The 20,429-nt window shown below is 42.0% G+C and carries 15 protein-coding genes and 1 tRNA gene; 6 read left to right on the top strand and 10 right to left on the bottom strand.

The annotated features are described in order from the left end of the window. Positions 1-40: 40 nt before the first annotated feature. The 4 genes from EAE93_RS12455 to EAE93_RS12470 all read right to left on the bottom strand — a co-directional run bounded on the left by EAE93_RS12455 (position 41) and on the right by EAE93_RS12470 (position 3,369). Positions 41-244, bottom strand: a complete 204-nt coding sequence (locus tag EAE93_RS12455; protein ID WP_036812648.1) for a hypothetical protein — start codon at positions 242-244, stop codon at positions 41-43. A gap of 46 nt (positions 245-290) precedes the next feature. After that, complete coding sequence (locus EAE93_RS12460; RefSeq protein ID WP_214039790.1) at positions 291-1,130, bottom strand: hypothetical protein; 840 nt, start codon at positions 1,128-1,130, stop codon at positions 291-293. Positions 1,131-1,243: 113 nt separating this feature from the next. Then, on the bottom strand, positions 1,244-1,678 hold the full coding sequence (locus EAE93_RS12465) for a hypothetical protein (protein WP_052105869.1): 435 nt from the start codon (positions 1,676-1,678) through the stop codon (positions 1,244-1,246). A 368-nt stretch (positions 1,679-2,046) separates the two neighbouring features. After that, complete coding sequence (locus tag EAE93_RS12470) at positions 2,047-3,369, bottom strand: hypothetical protein (protein ID WP_214039791.1); 1,323 nt, start codon at positions 3,367-3,369, stop codon at positions 2,047-2,049. A 416-nt stretch (positions 3,370-3,785) separates the two neighbouring features. On the opposite strand from EAE93_RS12470, the gene EAE93_RS12475 reads away from it, so the two are divergent. The 3 genes from EAE93_RS12475 (at position 3,786) to EAE93_RS12485 (ending at position 7,658) form a co-directional block, all read left to right on the top strand. Then, positions 3,786-3,989, top strand: coding sequence for a helix-turn-helix transcriptional regulator (locus EAE93_RS12475; protein ID WP_036812642.1), 204 nt, complete (start codon positions 3,786-3,788; stop codon positions 3,987-3,989). Positions 3,990-4,338: 349 nt separating this feature from the next. Continuing rightward, the gene (locus tag EAE93_RS12480; RefSeq protein WP_036812640.1) at positions 4,339-5,358 is read left to right on the top strand and encodes a YagK/YfjJ domain-containing protein; all 1,020 of its coding nucleotides are present in this window, start codon (positions 4,339-4,341) and stop codon (positions 5,356-5,358) included. A gap of 716 nt (positions 5,359-6,074) precedes the next feature. After that, positions 6,075-7,658, top strand: coding sequence for a hypothetical protein (locus EAE93_RS12485; RefSeq protein WP_052105868.1), 1,584 nt, complete (start codon positions 6,075-6,077; stop codon positions 7,656-7,658). 437 nt (positions 7,659-8,095) lie between these two features. Here EAE93_RS12485 and EAE93_RS12490 read toward each other — a convergent pair whose 3' ends face one another. From EAE93_RS12490 to EAE93_RS12500, 3 genes are all read right to left on the bottom strand, one after another. Next, on the bottom strand, positions 8,096-11,347 hold the full coding sequence (locus EAE93_RS12490; protein ID WP_036812638.1) for a hypothetical protein: 3,252 nt from the start codon (positions 11,345-11,347) through the stop codon (positions 8,096-8,098). A gap of 62 nt (positions 11,348-11,409) precedes the next feature. After that, positions 11,410-12,624, bottom strand: a complete 1,215-nt coding sequence (locus EAE93_RS12495; protein WP_036812636.1) for a tyrosine-type recombinase/integrase — start codon at positions 12,622-12,624, stop codon at positions 11,410-11,412. 162 nt (positions 12,625-12,786) lie between these two features. Next, positions 12,787-12,881, bottom strand: a tRNA-Sec gene (locus tag EAE93_RS12500). Positions 12,882-13,117: 236 nt separating this feature from the next. On the opposite strand from EAE93_RS12500, the gene prlC reads away from it, so the two are divergent. Together prlC and rsmJ are read left to right on the top strand one after the other, a co-directional pair. Continuing rightward, entirely contained in the window at positions 13,118-15,160 is a 2,043-nt protein-coding gene (prlC, locus tag EAE93_RS12505; protein WP_040149962.1) for an oligopeptidase A, read from the top strand. A 6-nt stretch (positions 15,161-15,166) separates the two neighbouring features. Next, a complete protein-coding gene (gene rsmJ, locus EAE93_RS12510; RefSeq protein ID WP_040149960.1) occupies positions 15,167-15,910 on the top strand; it encodes a 16S rRNA (guanine(1516)-N(2))-methyltransferase RsmJ in 744 nt (247 codons plus the stop codon). 51 nt (positions 15,911-15,961) lie between these two features. Here rsmJ and gdhA read toward each other — a convergent pair whose 3' ends face one another. Together gdhA and uspA are read right to left on the bottom strand one after the other, a co-directional pair. Beyond that, the gene (gdhA, locus tag EAE93_RS12515; protein ID WP_036812629.1) at positions 15,962-17,305 is read right to left on the bottom strand and encodes an NADP-specific glutamate dehydrogenase; all 1,344 of its coding nucleotides are present in this window, start codon (positions 17,303-17,305) and stop codon (positions 15,962-15,964) included. A 261-nt stretch (positions 17,306-17,566) separates the two neighbouring features. Beyond that, a complete protein-coding gene (uspA, locus tag EAE93_RS12520; RefSeq protein WP_036779007.1) occupies positions 17,567-17,998 on the bottom strand; it encodes a universal stress protein UspA in 432 nt (143 codons plus the stop codon). 459 nt (positions 17,999-18,457) lie between these two features. On the opposite strand from uspA, the gene uspB reads away from it, so the two are divergent. Beyond that, a complete protein-coding gene (uspB, locus tag EAE93_RS12525; protein ID WP_036812627.1) occupies positions 18,458-18,793 on the top strand; it encodes a universal stress protein UspB in 336 nt (111 codons plus the stop codon). 54 nt (positions 18,794-18,847) lie between these two features. Here the strand turns inward: uspB and pitA are convergent, their stop codons facing one another. Beyond that, entirely contained in the window at positions 18,848-20,338 is a 1,491-nt protein-coding gene (pitA, locus tag EAE93_RS12530; RefSeq protein ID WP_214039792.1) for an inorganic phosphate transporter PitA, read from the bottom strand. Between the last annotated feature and the right edge of the window lie 91 nt (positions 20,339-20,429).

Raw genomic sequence — 20,429 nt, forward strand, 5'->3', positions numbered from 1 at the left:
GGTGCTGGCACACAAACCGTGTTACCTGATAGGGGCTTTTTCAGGCAAGAGTGGCGAGTTTTTTTATGAGCCTTATCAGACTAAAGGTCATCAGGCTGGCTCCCATTGTCTGGCATACGACCGACTTACTTCTTAGCAGAGTGAGTCCTGCGACGCTAAAAACAACGGGCCAGGTCAGCCCAAATGATTCTGCATCTGGCGTTGTATCGTCCGGGGATTTTTTAGTTTTCATAGGTTGATCCAAAAGGTGTCCGGTACCGCAGGAAGCTTATACCGGACTGGAAGAGTAATTAGGGGAGATCGACTGAGGCTATTTCCTCAGAAGCGTTTGTGGGGCCACTGTAAACGCCGACGTATTCATTTTGAGGGAAGATAATTACTGCATTTTTCTTCGGGTCAAAAGAGCAACCATTTAATCCTGCAATTTCAGCGGTTTTCCCAGAGCTTGTGTTTTTAACAACCAGTTTGTTGTCAGCACAACTGCTACCTTTGACATAATTCACCACGTAATCATCCTGCTCTGCGACGATTTCTCCAGTTGCTGGTTTTGGCTGAGAGTTACTTTCTTTCTGCCCACTTAAGCGTTTGCTGCTGTAAGGAATATATTGCGCAGCATCATTCCGCAGGGTCGGTGGATCATTGTTCAGGCCAAGATATACAGGACAAACGGAGGCACCCACCTCACAGCTCTTTTCGACGATAGCGCGTGACGGCCAGCCTTTTGAGCCAATGTAAGCAGCACCGGTTTCATCAAGGCAGTAAGTTTCCTCCCAAGTGTAATTTTTATTCTGGCCCGGCATGGTGCGTGTCGTGATGAGGCAGGTCAGGGCCTTAACCGGTTTACCGTCGTAACGGATAAAGTTCTTTTCAAGCGGTAATGCTGCATACAGCAAAGGAGATATGTTCGCAGCAGCAGCCTTGCTCTGTGCCTCAGCGCTAAAACCAACTTTGTTGTTGAGTTTTACACTGACTGCCGCATCGTTCATTTCGCGAAGCATTTCACCGCCTCTATCTGTCAGAAAGAACGTGTATCGCTCTGGGTGAATATTACCGGGAATGGTGATGGCAAAGCTTAGAGCTGGAAATGAAAGCACGGAGATAATAAATAAGCGTGAAATAAATTCTGTCATAGTGACACCCTGAGGACATTTGTCGTTGATTCAGCTGGATGTACCTGAAATCCAGCAACGAGTGGTTAAAACTGCAAACTGTGCTGTTTTGAAAAAGGAGTTAAGAAAGTTACTTAACGGCTAATGCAGTCCTGCCAGGTTACCTCTTTCAGCGCTTCCTGAAGACCTGCTGTTTTGAACGGACTGGACAATGGCTTACTGGCTTCAGTAACTTCCAGTACTCCTTCATCACCGGTGTTTTTGAGCGCCATAAATGCAGCTTCGCCTAATTGATAGTGGGTTGAATTAATGTTCAGCCCCAGCTCTTTTAGTCCAGTATCAGAAGAAACGGAATAGTTCTTTGCCAGGACGCTGTAGGTGATGCCAAGGTGGCCTCCGGTGCAAGTGAAGGTAATGCGCTCACCAACATCATTGTCGGCATTAATACCGAATTCCATTCCACTGGTATTACCAAACCAGTTACCCCACTGCTGCTCCTGAATGGTCGCGTGCGCAGCGGTGGTGAACAAAGTTGCACTGAGAAAGAGTGCAGAAGTGACCTTGAACATAGAGAGTCCTTACTGTTGTTTTACAAACGAAAAATGGCCTTTTGCTGTACAAAAGGCCACCTGATCGTATGCATTTGAGAGGGAATGGGATAATCGTTACTACAGATCAGTTTCAACGAATTGATCGTTATAATCTATATAAAACCGATCGATAAATCCGTTTTGATAGGTATCAGCTATCGCGAATAAAGCATCGATCGGTATTACAGATCAATGCATAACAGCCATACCAGTAACAAATTCTGGCGCAGCTACATATGGGTTATATAGGTGTGAAAAATATTAGAAACAGTATCCTGCGTGAAAGGGTGTTCGGCATATCACTTCGTGCTGACATACCGAAAGGATATCTTTCTAAATTATAAATCCTAACCAAACCACGGGTTGGCACCGGAGTCTAATAATGGATCAACATCATCCTTCTTCTCAGATTGCGGTGGTAGGTCATGATGAATTTTATTAATTATTTCTTGAGCTTTTTCTCTCTTTAATTCTTTTTCTGTTTTTATTACAGCGTCAACCATTTCATCAACTGTAATATTAGTGATCTCACTGGTTGTTAAATCATCATTATTTTTATTTTTCACATGATGTCTGGTCTTTTTTTTCTTTGCTTCTCGGTAGGAGCGAGCTTCCCAAGCTTTTGATAATCTAGGAATGAAATTAGGATCTTTATAATAGAGAAAATAATAAATACATACAATGCTTAAGTACATTTCACTAGGGTTCGGAGGCATAAAAAAACCCAACAATGATGATGAGTGCAAATTGGTTTTTCTTATCACCTCAATACTTTTTTTATTCTTTAACTCAACAGCTAATTGTTGTTTTAAGAGATATATATCAGACTGTACTTCTGCTAATTTATCCCGTGTAGCTAATGTGAATTCACTTTCGATCTCTTCCTTTAACTTCTCTGTTAATATAATTTTGTTATATAGATTATTCCCCATTTCATTTATTCTTTCAAGTTGTGCATTAAGCTCTCTCTTTCGGTGCCCATGAACAACCTGGCCTTTATTCTTATTAATATACTCCCATGCCCAAGTTATTTTTTTCTTTTCGTTGCTCTTTAATGGTGGTTTTTTAACCGTTCTGCTACGTTCATACCATTCCCATTTAATCTTTTTGATTAACTCTGTTTTGTTCTGAAAATTCAGCGTGCACCGGTCAAAAAAAGCAATAATAGAATCAATTCTGCTGCGATGATTCTCAGGAAATTGTTCACATCCAAGGTAATAATATTGCGTGTGTGGATAGAAAAAACAATCCTCGTGATAAATATAGGAACCTATTTCAGAGTTTTTATTTCCGAACGTACAAATATTTATCCAAGCAAAGTAACAAGCATCATTGCTACTCTTTAGCCAATCAAATTCTTTAATAGGAATCTGCAAATTCTGCATTTTCTTTAATTCTTTTGCATGGAGCTTATACGTCTCAAGATCTGTATAAAATATTCTATATGCTTCGTTTATTGCGTGGGCTGCCAGTTTAGGTTTTCTTATAAAAATATCATCATATCTGTAAGAACGATTTTGAACTGTAATGTAATTGAGTATAGCAATATCATTTCCATGTTTCCATGTTTCCATGTTTCCATGTTTCCATGTTTCCATGTTTCCATGTTTCCATGTTTCCATGTTTCCATGTTTCCATGTTTCCATGTTTCCATGTTTCCATGTTTCCATGTTTCCATGTTTCCAAAGAAAGAAATCTAGATCCCTGTTATTTTTTATGTCTATCCAAGGTAACTCAGTCAAAATAATCCCTCGCTATTAGATTATATATTTTTCTGCATTTTAAATCAACGAAGCATTCATAGCAAATTTCATAGTGAAAATCATAGTGCTTTATGACTTGTTATGCTCCGTGATAACTGGCTTTTAACGCAAAAAAATCAACTCATATTCAATGCGCATATATCATGCATAAATGGTCACGACACTGATGCCGGTGCGGGTAACGTAACATGGAAAAGGTATATAAGGCAGAATTAAGACTGAAAGGGCAGCGGGAGCTCGAAATGTAAAACTGAACATATTTCTCTTATTTCTTTGAAGGAATGCCGGACAGGCGTTCTCCCGACAAACTTCTGGAGATAAGCATGAAAACGATTGACATTTACAACGACAAATTCGTCGATATGGCTTTCATCACGGAATTGACTAAGTTGTCTGATAAGTGGTTTTATAAAATGGCACAGCAAGGGAAATTTCCAAAACCTGTAAAGTTTGGCCGCAGTTCCCGCTGGATTGAACGTGAAGTAAAAGAATGGTTAGAAGCCCGCATTAATGACTCGAGAGCATAAAGACAATTAAAGATAGTGATAAAAAGGTCACTAACTTTACACCATGCTTTTATACTTCCGTGTCTTGTCGCACATGGGTTTCATGTGATTTATAAAGACGGTTTATTTATTATTGTATTTAATGCATTATCAATCACTCTTTAATGCATTCAATCACCAATCAATAACACTTCATATAAACACACGATATCACATCCAGTGTAGCGTCATACAGGTACATTTTGTTATCAGCAAAGCATCACCTCTGATATCACTATTCATACTGAATATCATACAAAGACATTCATTCAATAAACACCCTTACATATTGCCAGTCAGCTATTTTTTACTGGCTTTAGAGAAATACATTATGGACTTACCAGAATCAATACTGTTATCTCACGCTGAATATCATATTGATAATAATAATCCTTATCTCATCATATCCGATGACAATGAATTCAGATTCAGATTAGAACAACTGGACAGTTGTCTTAAAACTATCAGCAGAGGACGTAAGTTACCTTTCACTATTCTGTATAACCGATCAGGATACAAAGGGAGTGCAGAGTCAGCCATCATTCTTGATGCCATCCGTCATCTCAATATGTTGTCGCGAGATGCGATGAAAGTACGAATAGCTAATCCACGTATAGCTACCTTCCAGCGTTTATTTACTAGCGCCGATTTATATTCGCGTGTCCATAACGGGAAAATAGTAGGGGCAGATACCGTTACCACAGCAGAAATGCTGAATAAGCTGATGCAGGATTACCGATTTACTGTGAGCCAGGCAGGATTTAAAAAAGCATGCAGAAAGTACCAGAGGGCTTCGGTTAAAAACCTGAAGGGAGTGATTAATTACATCAGACATCTGCAGGAGCGTCATTCCCGACTGCTGGTCTTGCGGGTTGATTTATCATGGGCAAATGAGCATAAAGCTGATATCACTGCTGATGATGCCCGTAAGCACCGTCAGCAGCTGTTTCGCAATATGCAAAAGAATCCAATGTTTCGCCATGTCCTCGGAACGGTATGGAAACTGGAATATGGCTCACAACGTAAATTTCATTACCACATGCTATTTATCTTAAATGGCAATAAGGCACAACAGGATGGCGTGATTGCTCATGCTTTCGGGAGATACTGGAATGAAACCATTACTAAAGGTAAAGGCATGTTCTACAACTGCAACGCTTACAAAGAGCGTTATGAGGACTGCTGCCTCGGCAAACTGAAACGCGGTGACAGTAGTAAGGACAAGGGGTTACTTAAGGCGCTAAGTTACATCACCAAAATCGATGCCTGTGCACGTCTGGTTCTTCCGGGTAATGCCAGAATCTTTGGTCGCGGAGAAGTACGTTCATTGAAAAAAAGGAAGAGAACATAAATAGGCCGGTAAACCTAACCCGTTGTAACAGTCGGTAATGCTTCCTTCCCCCTTCTATCCACAAAGCCAGCTAACCATGCTGGCTTTTTTTATTTGTTCCGGAGTTCATGATGAATTACTTCATCTTAGCCACTCACGCCGTCACCGTAGATGGTGAATGGGTTACACCAGAATCTGTTCAGCAGGTTGATTTTGATTCATTGCATTGTATTTACTGCAAACTGCAGATCGGTGTTCAGTTTGACCCTCTGACAGCTACAACAACGTTTGTTCACCTGCCGGGGAATATCAACAATGTCACTCGACTTAAAAAATGTCGATTCAACAAGCACCAGACAGTGCAAGAGCAAACCTCATCACAAACTATACCGCCTCCACAAAAGCGCCTTCCACCAGCTGGCACGACTATACGGCAATGGCGATGTTGCTCGTGCCATGTCTGCTGGCATGGAGCGAAGAGATGTCCTCAATGTGCTGACTGGATTTATGCAACTTATGCGTAAGAGGCTGTATCGACTGCTTTGTGCCAGGTATACGCTCTGAAATCGATCAGAATAAAAAACTAAAAATTATCAATAGCGACAAATTAATGACTGCATAGTTAAATTTAACAAGTAACTCATTGATATTAAATTAAATGAGTGAGTGTCTTTTTTAAAAGAGAGTCGAACATGTTATGTTTGTAATTATTAATAGCGCAGTGTGACAAGGAAACTATGACACTCATCTCTCTTTTGAAGCGCGAAGGTCCCTGCCTGAGTTCAACGCTGGCGGATCTGCTGATTCAAAGCAAAAACATCTCTGCTGAAAATGCGAGGAAGGTTATCTCACGGGCTGTCTTAGCCGGTGAGATAAACAGCATTAAAAACGTATTCCCTAAGAGGGAGCAGTTTGTATATCTCAGGGACTCCTATGGTAGCGATGAGTTCTGGCAGGTGCTGACCGATAAGCTGATAGAGAGTGGTTCAGCATTGGGCCTTGCACTGAGCGCCCTTCTGGCCAGAGGCGGAATCATTCCTAAACGTGATTTTGGTGCTGCAAGTGGTTCACCTGTAGCCATGAAGAAAAAAATTCCGTTCACTGTAGTATGGCAAAGGCTGGTGAAAATCGGTTTATGCACTGAAATTATCCTGCCTGAAATTGGAGAATGCATCGCTCTCAGAGAAAAAGATGAAAGGCGGTACGATTCCGTATCGAGACAGATACACGCGCGTCTGGTGACAGAGAGCATTTTCATCGCGACGATGGTTCAGTGGAGTCAGAACCTCAATCTGATCAGCTATAACTTGGCAAGGACGAGGCAGGATGAAGAAGGGAAGCTACCTGCTATTTCAAACTATCTGTTCGATTTAACAGGTCCCAGCTATTTGTCTCCTCTTGTTACACCAGGAAGCGATTTCAACAAGCCGGGTTTTTTTGCCTGTGACGTTCTGCTGGGGACCAAAGTCACTCTGGCCCAGGTACAGCCCTTTATAGCTAAATGTAAATCGCTAAGGAGCATAAGAAACGTAGGTAAAAGTCTTTTTATGCTGGCCGCCAGTCAGTTCGACAAAGATGCGTTTCATGCTCTGAAGAAGGAAGGCGTAATCCCCGCTACACCAGAAAATCTGTTCGGTGAAGAGTTTGCAAAGTCACTGCGCGAGCTGAACGATTTTCTGTTCTATTACTTCACAAATGCCAGCTCTAACCTGGAAAAAATTGATTCTATTATGGTTGCGCTAACGAATGTTAAAGGTGCCGCGGCGCAGCTGCAGGGGGCGCTCTTTGAATATCTTGTTGCTGAAGTGATGAAACATGAAGGTGCCGTTGAGATAGGAAAAGTTTTCCGTTCTGCTGACGGTAAAAAAGCAGAAAGTGATGTGTTCATCGCTAAGGGATATCAGGAGGTAAGGTTTATTGAATGCAAAGGCTATAAACCTTATTCCTTTGTCAAGCATGAAGACGTTAAACACTGGATAGGAGATCAGGTACCTGTATTTTTCGATGCCGCCAAAAAAGAGAAGCCAGAAGCCGACATTCATGTCGAATTCTGGACCACAGGGAAGCTGAGCGTAGACAGCCAGTTATCGCTTGAAAAATTTCGTGATAATAACTCAGTGAGGAAACGCTATAGAATACACGTGCTGGAAGCTCATGATGTTAAAAAAAGATTCCATGCGACCAGAAATAAAAGTCTGATTAACGTTTATGAAAAACATTTCGCAGAACCTTTCTACAAAGAAAAAAATATGGATGACCTCAGGGAAAGTTACCGTCTGGCAGGAGGGCCGCAATCATACTTCGAAGATGAAGAAAAATGACATTTTATAATTAAGTTGATCTTTCTAAATTTATTAAAAAATACGCATGTTTCTAAAAGGAGATTTCTATGGGGTTTGTGCTCAATTGCTCAGGACGGGATAACACTCTTATTACCCTCAGTAAAGGTTTTGGTTGCACGGTTCAACGTATCGTCATCCCCGCCAACGGAGTGAGTTACAGCGAATTTTTGAAGAATGTTCGCGCCATATTGTTTTCTACAAATAAGAGATATTGAAATAGCGGCAGACCTTACTATATGCATTCCTCACAGCAACTGAAGATTTACTTTTAGCTCAGAACAGACGGTCAGGTTTGATTGCATTCTGTGTGCGGAAACTGTCAGTATGAGTCCGAGTTAATTCAGATTAGAGGAGCTGTTTTCAATTAGTTTTTTAGATCCCGCCTCCTTAAGAGGCGGTATCTCTAGCGCATATTTCTACTTACTGTTTATCAATTCCAATAATGGGATGTCGGCTACATCATTAGGAATATAGGGATCATCTTCCTCTAAATTAACCCCAATACAATCAACATCATTTAACCCAATTTCCCAAGCCCATCTAATATCTAACGTACTCATTTCTATCCCTAAACTATCTCTTTGTGGATGCTCAGGAACAATATTTTTTAACATCGCATCACATCCAAGATAGAATTTTCCACAGGCCTGATACGCAGCAAGAAATCTTTCTAGATTGACATTGCTATCAGGAGTCATCGTATTGATTCTACTGATCATTGTCATTCTTTTAGTTAATGGGGTTGTCATCATATTTTCAGATATCAGTACTCTATAATGAGTTGGGTTTTTAACTGAAATACCCTTGACAATACAAACCCGTAATCTGGCTTTACTATCTACCAAGCCTACTGATGATATAAGATCTTTAAAAATATCCGCACCTACACCGGAGTCTTTAAATAATAAATATAATCCTGGATAACACGATTTTAATTGAGTGAAGCCCACTCCTTGCCAGCGTGTTCTATCCCATAGACGAGGTTTGATTAGACTTTGTATGGAATAATCTTTATGTGTTATATTTTCGGAATTAAGTTCTTCTTCAGGCATTCTTCCTTTTCCAAGTGTTGGACCATTTATATCCTCGATCTCCAACGCTTTCGGAAATTCACTATCCCAGGATTTATCTCTTAGAAGAGGGTAAGTTTTCTTTTCAGCACTAGTGGAATAAATCTTTTTAATTTGTTGATCAATGTCTTTTCCAAGAACATTTTCAATAGCTTTGATACAGGCACCGAAACTAATTGCTCTGTCGAATGCAGCATCTTCGAAGATCATTTTTTCAATATATTCTGTGTTTTTTATAAAAAATAATTCAGGAAGAAGATCAAATACTATTTTCTTGAATTCATTGGTAATTTTTTGTTGAGCATCGATTCTAAAATCACTTGTATCAAAACCAGCGCAGTTTATTGTAAGATTTAGTTTTCCACTATTGCTATTTATTTCATGTGATAAGGATAAGTCATCTTCGTCATCTGCTATTACTTCAATAATTAAAAACGGTTCTTTCAGATGGATGTTATCAATCGTACAAGTTGCAAAAGCACTCTCTAAAAGTGATAAGACATTAGTTGAGAACTCTATAAATGGTGACCGATTAGGGAAGTTAATTTCTATAGCGCATCCAAAAATAAAAGAAGCGTATACTCCTCGTTTACCATGATTATCTTTTATGCCTCTATTATCGAATCCTGCATCAAAGTCACGCAATTTTTGTAAGAAATCATTATTATCATTATCGGCGGTAACTTCATAATCACGCTCAAAATCTTCAATATAACCTAAACTATACTTAAGGCATCCCGATGAGACAAAAAGACCTAGTCTATCTAACTCATCAGGGATATTACACTGTCGATTTATTTCCGGTAATGTGGAGTTTAAAATTAGTTGGCTAATGTAAAAATCAATTTGCTGATTTTCTTTATCACCAAATGAGCTATTAATGACATTTTGGTTAATTATTAAAAATAATTCATACCATAAAAGGGCGTGTGCTAATTTTCCTAGTTTAATTTCTATCAAGCATAAACTATAATAAATTTCAACCTGCTTTAATGATATCTCATCATACTTCCAGTAGTTATCTGTAATCAAAGAAGCGGATAGAAGCAAGCATGAACGTGAACTCCATAGCAACCCAATGGATTCGTAAGCATAAGCAATAGCTTTTAATGCTAGTATAAATTTATCTCGTGATTCCTCTTTATAGAGTGGAATAAAAGATTTTCCTAGGTACTTGATTGCCTGATAAGGGTGACCATTTTGAATCCTCTTTATGCCTCTTCGAAGATTTAATAATGCCCCTTTAACTTCACCACCTCTAACAGCGGATTGCTCAGTCATATAGTCTAATAAATTTTCATATGCATCAACCTCGAAAAAAATGTCATCTAGTTCGTTCAAAAGTTGGAAGTTTTTCTCAAAGGGATAGCCTATTAAATTCCCACTATTTTTAAAAATTTCATGTAACTCTTCAAATACAACCGAAGCATCTTCTACATCTGAAAACGTTGTCAATTTATAAATAGCTTTGTGAGTTCTCGCTGTAAGTGCATTACTGGGACGAGATTCATCGTCAGCTATCTCATCTAGTTTGACGAGCATGTTACGTTCAATATTCTCAATGTCGATTGTAGATGTTGCGTTGTTAAGTCTAATATAACTTTTATGAACTGTTACTAAGTTTAAAACTTTCTCCCATTTTGAGGAATTAGTTGATGATGCTATACTTTCATACGCTAATTGAAGATTTTCTTCGAAGAGATTAAAATCTTCCATCCAAAAATGGGACTTCCAAGCGTATTGATAATACGCATCTAGCAATTGTTGATTAGTCCCAAATTTTTTTGAGATTTTTATAGCTCTTTCAAATAGACCTTGAGTTTCAATTAGTGGTTTCTCAAGTTCAGCGCTTAGCTCTGCAATTTCTAAAAATATATCCACTTGTTCATATGAAATTTCAGCAGGGTTTATTTTCTCTCTAATATACTCGGTTAATTCTTCAAATTTTTTATGCTTCTTATAATCATTTTCTCCAAAAATAACTTCTCTTTTATATTGAGTTGGAACTGATAATGAATCAATTACCAATTGCTCAAAATGGTTTTTGTAAATTTGATCTAATAGCCAATTAATATCTAATATACGGACATCTATTCCGGTTTTTGTTTTTAGTGTATCCTCAACCTCTGAACGAATATTGGACTTTGCAGATTGATTCGTTACGCAAAATACTTTAGTATATCCACGCTCTGTTTCTTTTATCTTAAGTACATCTTCATAGCATTTTTTCTTCCAGTCTTTACGTGTACTTACCGCAAAGGCCCAACGTTCTTTATTTGATGTTTCATTAACACCCTCGAACCAAAGAAGCTTATTCTGTTCCGAAACAGGGAATGTTTGTGTGTCAGTTTTACCATCCCCCCCAGCTACAGGACCAGTCTGTTCAAGGAGATTAGGGCAAATTATTTTTTCACATATTTTTTTCGCAAAATCTTCGAATTGTAATTCTTGATTTCTTGTATTTAGCGTAGAGAGGAAGTGTTCCAGTACAACTCTATCTAAAGTACCAGTCTCTCTGATTGTTGAATCAGAAAATTTTTCGGGTCGACGGCGCCTTAGAAATTCTTTAGATGAAAATTTGGTTACCTGTACATTCATGATTGTGACGCTCCTCTTGCTATCGACAATAAACCTTTGTATGCATCAACTAGATTTATTGTTCATACTGCTTTTTTTGAAGAAAAAAATTGCGGAAGTTTATTTCTAGACAAGCTATCTATGTAATCACTATACCACTGCATCATCTGTTGTCTCCCTTCCAAATACTGTGCATGATTGTAAGCCCCGCGAATAGCGTTCTTATCCACATGCGCAAGCTGCGTTTCTATCCACGCTGAGTTAAAACCTTCTTCATGAAGGATGGTACTCATTGTGTGGCGGAAACCATGCCCCGTCAGCCTTCCTTTATATCCCAACAACTCTATCACCTGATTAACACTTTCCTTTGAGATCGGCTTCGTACGATCATTGCGTCCGACGAATACCAGCGGGTATAGCCCCGTAATAGGCTTTAGTGTCTCAAAAAGTGCGACAACCTGTTCCGACATCGGAACGATGTGTGGTCGTTTCATCTTCATCACTTCAGCAGGGATCTCCCAGAGCCGCTTTTCAAAATTGATATCCTCCCAGCGGGCAAAACGTAATTCCTGAGTTCGTACCCCAGTAAGCATGATGATTTGTGTTGCAGTCTTGGTAATAACGCTGCCGGTATAACCGGCCAGGTCTTTAAGAAAGTGAGGGAGTTCTTCGGCAGTCAGGAATGGAAAATGTGTTTTCTTTGGTGTTGCGAGGGCTGTGGCAAGATCGGGTGCAGGATTGTATTCAGCGCGTCCGGTCACAATCGCATGACGGAATACTTCACCGCAGCGCTGCCTGACTTTGCGCATCTTTTCTAACGCGCCGCGTTTTTCCATTCGGCGAAGGGTTTCCAGCAATTCCATAGGCTTAATTTCAGCTATGGGGCGTTTACCGAGGTAGGGGAAAATATCCTTTTCAAAAGTATCAATAATTTCATCCCGATAGCGCAATGACCAACGATCGGCTCTCAGCTGATGCCATTCACGGGCAATAGCTTCGAAGGTATTTTCATAGTTAAGCTTTTGGGCAATTTTCTCTGCTTTCTTTACTTCACCGGGATCGCTTCCAGCAGACAGCAGCTTTTTCGCAGCATCACGCTTTTCGCGTGCTTGAGCTAGAGAAACCTCGGGATAAACGCCGAAAGCAAGGCGCTTTTCTTTACCCGCATAACGATACTTTAAACGCCAGTAGCGTGAGCCGTTGGTAGTTACTTCAAGATAGAGGCCTCCACCATCAGATAGCTTGTACGGCTTCTCTTTGGGCTTGGCTGTGTCGATTTGTCTGACTGTTAGCTTCATTGGGGGCATCTCAAAATGGGGCTATAAATCATGCCCCCCATTATGCCCCCAGAATGCACTTGATTCTGGTAGAGACAGTTGACCTCGGGAGAACATAATCAGCAGTAATTGCGGGTATTATAGGGGATTTACTTGAGGCAGTGGAGTTCAGTAGAGGCTAATTGGCGGAAGATCACAGGAGTCGAACCTGCCAGAGACCGCTGGCGGCCCCATCTGGATTTGAAGTCCAGCCGCCCCGCCGGGGACGATGATCTTCCATATAAATACAAAGAATTATGAAAAGGAGCTAATCATAGCGCATATTATCTGGCTTCTGAATCCGTTTGCTGAAATCATTCTCAATTTCCTAAAAAGCATTAAATTTTGTTGTTCATAAACTCAACATTCGCGTTGAGTTTGTCGAATTTTACCTACATCTTATTAGCCGATACCCATTACGATACAAGGTTGCTCCGCTCAGCAATGTATCCAACACATAAAAAGGACGCTTTATATGACTAATCCGTTACTCGTTCCATCAGGCTTACCAAAATTTTCTTCTATTAAACCAGAACATGTTGTTCCCGCTGTAAAAGAAGTCATTGCCAATTATCGCCAAACTATCGAAAAAATATTGGCCGAGAATACCGTTTTTACCTGGGATAATCTGTGTCAGCCATTGGCCGAAGCAAGTGATAAGCAATCCCGTGCATGGTCACCAGTCAATCATCTGAATTCGGTTAAAAACAGCCCAGAATTACGCGCCGTCTATGAAGAAAGTTTGCCATTACTGTCCGAATTCAGTACCTGGTTAGGTCAACACAAGGGACTATATCAAGCCTATACGTCATTACGTGAAAGCGCTGAGTTTGAGAAGCTCTCTGTGCCTCAACGCAAAGTTGTCGAAAATGCACTGCGTGATTTTAAACTATCAGGTATTGGTCTGCCTGAAGAGAAGCAGAAACGCTATGGCGAGATTAGTGCTCGTTTGTCAGATTTAAGTTCGCAATTCAACAATAATGTGCTTGATGCAACTATGGGCTGGACCAAATTAATTACTGACGTGAAAGATCTGGCTGGTCTGCCTGAAAGCGCGCTTGCCGCCGCTAAAGCACAAGCAGAAGCCAAAGGACAAAAAGGCTGGCTACTGACTTTAGAAGCACCAAGTTATCAGCCGGTTATCACCTATGCAGATAACCGTGAACTGCGTCGAGAAATTTACCACGCCTACAATACCCGCGCATCCGATCAGGGGCCAAATGCAGGTAAATGGGATAACAGCGAAGTGATCGCCGAAATCCTCGCGCTACGTCACGAACAAGCTCTGTTGCTTGGTTTCAAAAATTATGCAGAACAATCCCTTGCAACCAAGATGGCAAAAACCCCGAAGGAAGTATTGGATTTTCTGAATGATTTGACAAAACGCGCTCATCCACAGGGCGAAGAGGAAGTAGATGAATTAAAAGGTTTTGCTAAATGGCATCATTGCGCCCACAAGCTGGAAGCTTGGGATATGACTTATTATGGCGAAAAACAAAAACAGTACGAGTTCTCTATCAATGATGAGCAATTACGTCCTTATTTCCCTGAACAAAAGGCTGTTGAAGGGTTATTCGAAGTTGTTCGCCGTATCTATGGCATTACGGCTAAAGAGCGCCATGATGTAGAAACCTGGCATCAGGATGTCCGTTTCTTTGATCTGTACGATGACACCAATGAGCTGCGCGGTAGCTTCTATATGGATCTGTACGCACGCGAGAATAAACGTGGCGGCGCCTGGATGGATGAGTGTATCAGCAGCATGCGCCGTTCCAACGGCGAACTGCAAAAGCCTGTCGCTTATCTGAACTGCAACTTCAACAAACCTGTTGGCAATAAACCAGCGCTATTCACTCACAATGAAGTCAATACGCTGTTCCACGAGTTTGGTCACTGTCTACACCTAATGCTGACTAAGATTGAAACTGCCGGTGTCTCCGGTACCAATGGTGTACCGTGGGATGCGGTTGAAATGCCAAGCCAATTCATGGAAAACTGGTGCTGGGAGCCAGAAGCACTGGCATTCATCTCTGGTCACTATGAGACTAAAGAACCTCTGCCGCAATCCATGTTGGATAATCTGTTAGCAGCCAAAAACTATCAGGCTGCCATGAGGATCTTACGTCAACTTGAGTTTGGTCAGTTCGATTTCCGTCTGCATGTTAACTACGATCCAAAGAAAGGCGCTCAAACCATGAAGACCTTAAAAGAAGTGAAGAAATTGGTCTCCGTAGTGCCTTCACCTGAATGGGGCCGTTTCCCACATTCATTCACCCACATCTTCTCCGGTGGTTATGCCGCTGGCTACTACAGTTATCTGTGGGCTGATGTGTTGGCAGCCGATGCTTACTCTCGTTTCGAGGAAGAAGGCATTTTTAACCGCGAAACCGGGCAATCTTTCCTTGATAACATTTTGTCCCGTGGCGGTTCAGAAGAACCAATGGAGTTGTTCAAACGCTTCCGTGGCCGTGAACCAAAACTGGATGCAATGCTGCGCAAGGCCGGTATTAAAGGGTAATTTAAGGTGGGAATCTGTTTAATCTGTGAACAAGGCGCTGATAACAGCGCCTTATCTCAACTGGCAGAGCGCTGGGGGCTGATGCATGACGAAAGCGCGATTATGGCGTTGGTCTTTACCCCTCAACGTCTTGAACTTCGTAAACGGGATGAGCCAAAGCTAGGCGGCATCTATGTCGATTTTGTATCAGGTACAATGGCACATCGCCGTCGCTTTGGCGGCGGACGCGGCGAAGCCGTTGCTAAGGCCATAGGAATCAAAAAAGATTATCTACCAACAGTCGTAGATGCTACCGCCGGCCTGGGGCGCGATGCCTTTGTGCTGGCATCACTGGGTTGTCATGTAAGAATGCTGGAACGCCATCCTGTGGTCGCGGCATTACTGGATGATGGGCTGCAACGTGGTTATCAGGATGAAGAAATTGGCGGCTGGTTGCAAGAGCGCATGACGCTGCTCCATGCCTCCAGCATTACAGCGCTGGCCGATATTACGCCACAGCCCGATGTCGTTTATCTTGATCCTATGTATCCACATAAGCAGAAAAGCGCACTGGTGAAAAAAGAGATGCGAGTGTTCCAATCTCTGGTTGGCGCTGATGAAGATGCTGATAGTTTGCTAGCCCCTGCACGCGCTTTGGCAAAACGCCGCGTCGTGGTAAAGCGGCCAGATTATGCAGAACCCTTAGCTGGAGTCGCTGCATCAGCAGCTATCACCACGAAAAATCACCGTTTTGATATTTATCCTCGTTGAAAAAAATCAGCCGTTATTGCGGCTGATATCTTTTAGTTTAAAGAATGTAGTTTAAAGAATGCCTTGAGCAAGCATAGCGTCGGCAACTTTCACAAATCCGGCAATGTTCGCCCCCTGAACATAATTGGTCTGTTTGCCCTCGCCACCATACTCAACACAGGCGTGGTGAATATCCAACATGATGTGGTGCAAGCGCGCATCCACTTTTTCAGCCTTCCAGCCTAAACGGGCCGCATTTTGTGCCATTTCCAGACCAGATGTCGCCACGCCACCAGCATTGGCCGCTTTACCGGGTGCGAATAACACACCTGCTTCAATAAAGGCTTCCGTCGCTGAAATAGTTGCTGGCATATTCGCCCCTTCAGCAACCGCTTTGACGCCATTCTTGATAAGGACCTTAGCCGCATCCAAGTCCAGTTCATTCTGAGTGGCACATGGCAAAGCGATATCAACCGGCACAGACCAAGGTTGTAACCCTTTCAAGAAAGTCAGACCCCGCTCTCTGGCGTATTCTTCCACACGGCCATAGCGTTGGTTTTTTATCTCTTCAAGATGAGCCAGCTTCTCCGGCGTAAACCCTTCCTCATCAACTAAAGTACCGCCGGAATCAGAAGCGGTTACCACTTTCGCTCCCAATGCCATGCATTTTTCAATCGTATATTGCGCCACATTACCTGCACCGGAAACCGATACGCGCATACCGTCAAAACCCATGCCATGACGTTTCAACATGGCATTGACGAAATAGACCAGACCATAGCCGGTTGCTTCCGGGCGAATCAAGCTACCGCCAAAAGAGAGACCTTTGCCAGTAAATACGCAAGCCGTGTTGTTAGAAAGCTTTTTCATCATCCCTGACATAAAAGCCACTTCACGGCCACCCACACCAATGTCACCTGCGGGAACATCAGTATCCGGCCCCAAATGGCGGTACAATTCTGTCATTAATGCCTGACAAAAACGCATGACTTCGCCCTGACTTTTTCCTTTAGGATCAAAATCTGAACCACCTTTACCACCACCCATTGGTAAAGTTGTCAGTGCATTTTTCAAGGTTTGTTCAAAGCCCAAGAATTTCAGAATAGAGAGGTTCACCGATGGATGAAAACGCATGCCACCTTTGTATGGACCAATAGCGGAGTTGAATTGCACTCGCCATGCCCGGTTTACCTGCACTTTACCCTGATCATCTACCCAGCAAACCCGAAACTGGATAACCCTTTCTGGCTCCACCATACGTTCCAGTAGGCTATGTTCACGGTATTTCGGGTTTTGTTCAAGAAACGGCCAAAGAGAGGTGAATACTTCCCGAACAGCCTGGAGATATTCTGGTTGATATTCATCCCTGCGTTGAATCGATCCAAGAAATGAAGACAAAGATAGTAAACAGCTCATTTAGTTATTCCTTATTTCTACTTCGGTTGTGATGGATTCTCAGTCATTTTCTAATCATTATTTTTGTTGAAAATGTGAGATAAGTTGTGTTTGCCCTTTGAATATATCACTGTTCTATATTCATCTTTCAAGAAGTTTTTTCGCAGAAAGGTAAAAAAAATTTCTTGATTGCACCGAGCATAAGCCAAACACCCCCCCATTTCACCAAAAAAAACGCCTGCATAAGCAGGCGATTTTATCGAATAACTTTTCAATCTATTGTCATTCATCATCACGCAGAGGAACAATCAGCATATCAACATGAACCGTGTTAATTAACTGACGAGCAGAAGACATCAATTTGCTCCAGAAATCCTGATGATGACCACAAACAACCATATCTATGTCATATTTCTTGATTGCATCAACCAGTACTTGACCCAGATCACCGCTACCGCTCAGGGTCTCCTGAATGTCATAGTCTGAATCTGCTGAGAGCGCTTTCAGCGCACTGCGGGTCTCGTCAGTAATACGTTGCTGCATATCACCGAGATTAACATCAATCAAACCGGTGTAGAGATCGGAATAGTTAACATCAACATGGATCAGGGAAACTTTGGCATTGTCCGGTTTAGCCATAGAAACAGCTTTTCTCACCAAAACCTGACTTTCCGGGGATAAATCAACCGCAACAAGAATATGTTTGTAAGCCATAAGCGAACTCCTTCCATAATGCCGAGTTAGTGAGTTGGCAGGGCAAATTGCCACTATCCTGTGTTTATTACTAATAGGATGTTCTTCAAGTCCTGTTTCGATCACAGCTCATCGGTTTAGCGACTGGACAAAGAACATCCACCAAACAACATATACCACAATTGCTCTTCCTGCCACTTGATGGATAGCAAAATCCTACTCTGAATTTACGGCCTTTCTTGATACCCAATATATTTACGTGAATAGCTAATCAATCTCTCTGAGGTTTCATGGTTGGATAGAACTAACTAGATGAGTGTTTATGACGTTTTTCTACTAGTTCTGTCCCAACTCATGCAGAACAGGTTTTTTGTACTATCTGGCTATCTTTCCTACAATAAATATAAAGGTGTCGCCACCTGCAATTTTGATTTTTTCTTTTTTGTGACAGCTTTGGCTAACCATTCTAAGGAGGGGATTATGTTCAGTACAATCGCATTGTTTTGGGCGCTGTGTCTTGTCTGCATTATCAATATGATGCGCTACTTCTCTTCACTACGAGCATTGCTGTCCATTCTTCGTCAATCTGACCCCTTGCTTTATCAATCAGTAGACGGTAACGGCTTTTTCACTACTCATGGGCAACTTAATAAGCAAATACGACTAGTGAACTATATCAATTCACAACGTTACCTTGATCATCATGATCCAGAAGTTGTTCTTCGTTGTGAAAGGTTGAGAAGACAATTTATTTTGACCAGCGCACTGAGTGGATTAGTTGTTATTTGCCTGATTTCTATGTTGATTTGGTATTAAATAAAAAGGCGGTATAGTTGACCCATACCGCCCTCAAATTATCCATTAAAACAATTAAATCAATTTCAAAGCGAACCAGTAAAGCGTACCGGACAACCCGATTGAAACCGGCAGCGTCAGTATCCAAGCCAGCATGATATTCTGGATAGTTTTACCCTGAACCCCACCGCCATCGACCAACATCGTTCCAGCCACCGCAGAAGAAAGCACCTGCGTAGTAGAGACCGGCATGCCGGTATAACTCGCAACACCAATTGAAACAGCAGCAGTCATCTGAGCTGAAACACCTTGCGCGTAGGTCATACCTTTTTTGCCAATCTTCTCACCAATAGTGACTGCAACACGTTTCCAGCCAACCATCGTTCCCAAAGACAGAGCCAGTGCTACCGCAATGATAATCCAGACAGGCGCATACTCAACGGTGTGTAATAAGTCTTTCCGCAATTTATTCAGGAAACGGGCGTCTTCAGCACGAGTTTCCGGCAGTTTAGCCAGAGACTCCGCCGTATCAGCAATACACATCAACATACGGCGCATATTGTTACGTTGTTCAGCATTCAGCTCACTGTAGCTCTGAATGCCCTTCAATAGGCTTTCTGTCTGATTAAGAACAACGACAGCACGCGTAATATCACAATGGAATCGCCCTTCCGGTTCATCTTCCGCAACAGCGACCGATGGCGTCAGCTCAATTGCATGGGATAACGCTGAGCCATGCTGCCGATAATATTGTTGCAAGTGAGTAATAGCGTCGTAGGTACGGGCGATGTCATAACCATTGGCATTCATGTTTACAACAAATCCCGCTGGCGCTACACCAATTAGCACCAGCATAATCAAACCGATACCTTTCTGACCATCATTCGCCCCATGAGAGAAGCTTACGCCTACCGCAGACAAAATCAGCGCTGTACGTGTCCAGAAAGGGGGCTTACGCTTACCATCCTTCTTTTCACGTTCAGCGGGAGTCAGATGAATACGTTTACGTTTCTTGGTGCTACTCCAGTAACGACGCAGCAGAAACACGACAGCCCCTGCGATGATCAATCCGATTAAAGGAGAGAGGATCAACGACAGGAAAATCTGTATCATCTTCGGCACATTCAACGCATCAACCACAGAAGAACCGGTTACGATGGCATTGGTTAAACCGATACCAATGATGGAACCAATCAGGGTATGGGAACTGGATGCAGGTAAACCGAAATACCAGGTCCCAAGGTTCCAGACAATCGCAGCCAGCAACATGGAAAACACCATAGCAAGGCCATGAGCAGAACTGACATTGAGAAGAAGATCGGTCGGAAGCAAATGCACAATCGCGTAAGCGACACTTAATCCACCAAGAAGAACACCAAAGAAGTTAAATACCCCAGCCATAACGACGGCGAACTGTGCTCGCATAGCACGGGTATAAATAACTGTTGCTACCGCATTCGCGGTATCATGAAAGCCATTAATGGCTTCATAAAACAGCACAAATAGTAGTGCCAGTACTAACATTAGGCTGGTGTGAAAATCCAGGCCAGTAAAAAGATGTAGCATAAACGTTAAGCCAGTTAGTTGGACATGAACGCGGCGCATTATCAGTGACAAATGCTAGCGGGGGAAGTGAAATATGAACTTTTTTTGATTT

The organism is Photorhabdus akhurstii, from assembly GCF_018448925.1.
Lineage (GTDB): Bacteria > Pseudomonadota > Gammaproteobacteria > Enterobacterales > Enterobacteriaceae > Photorhabdus > Photorhabdus akhurstii.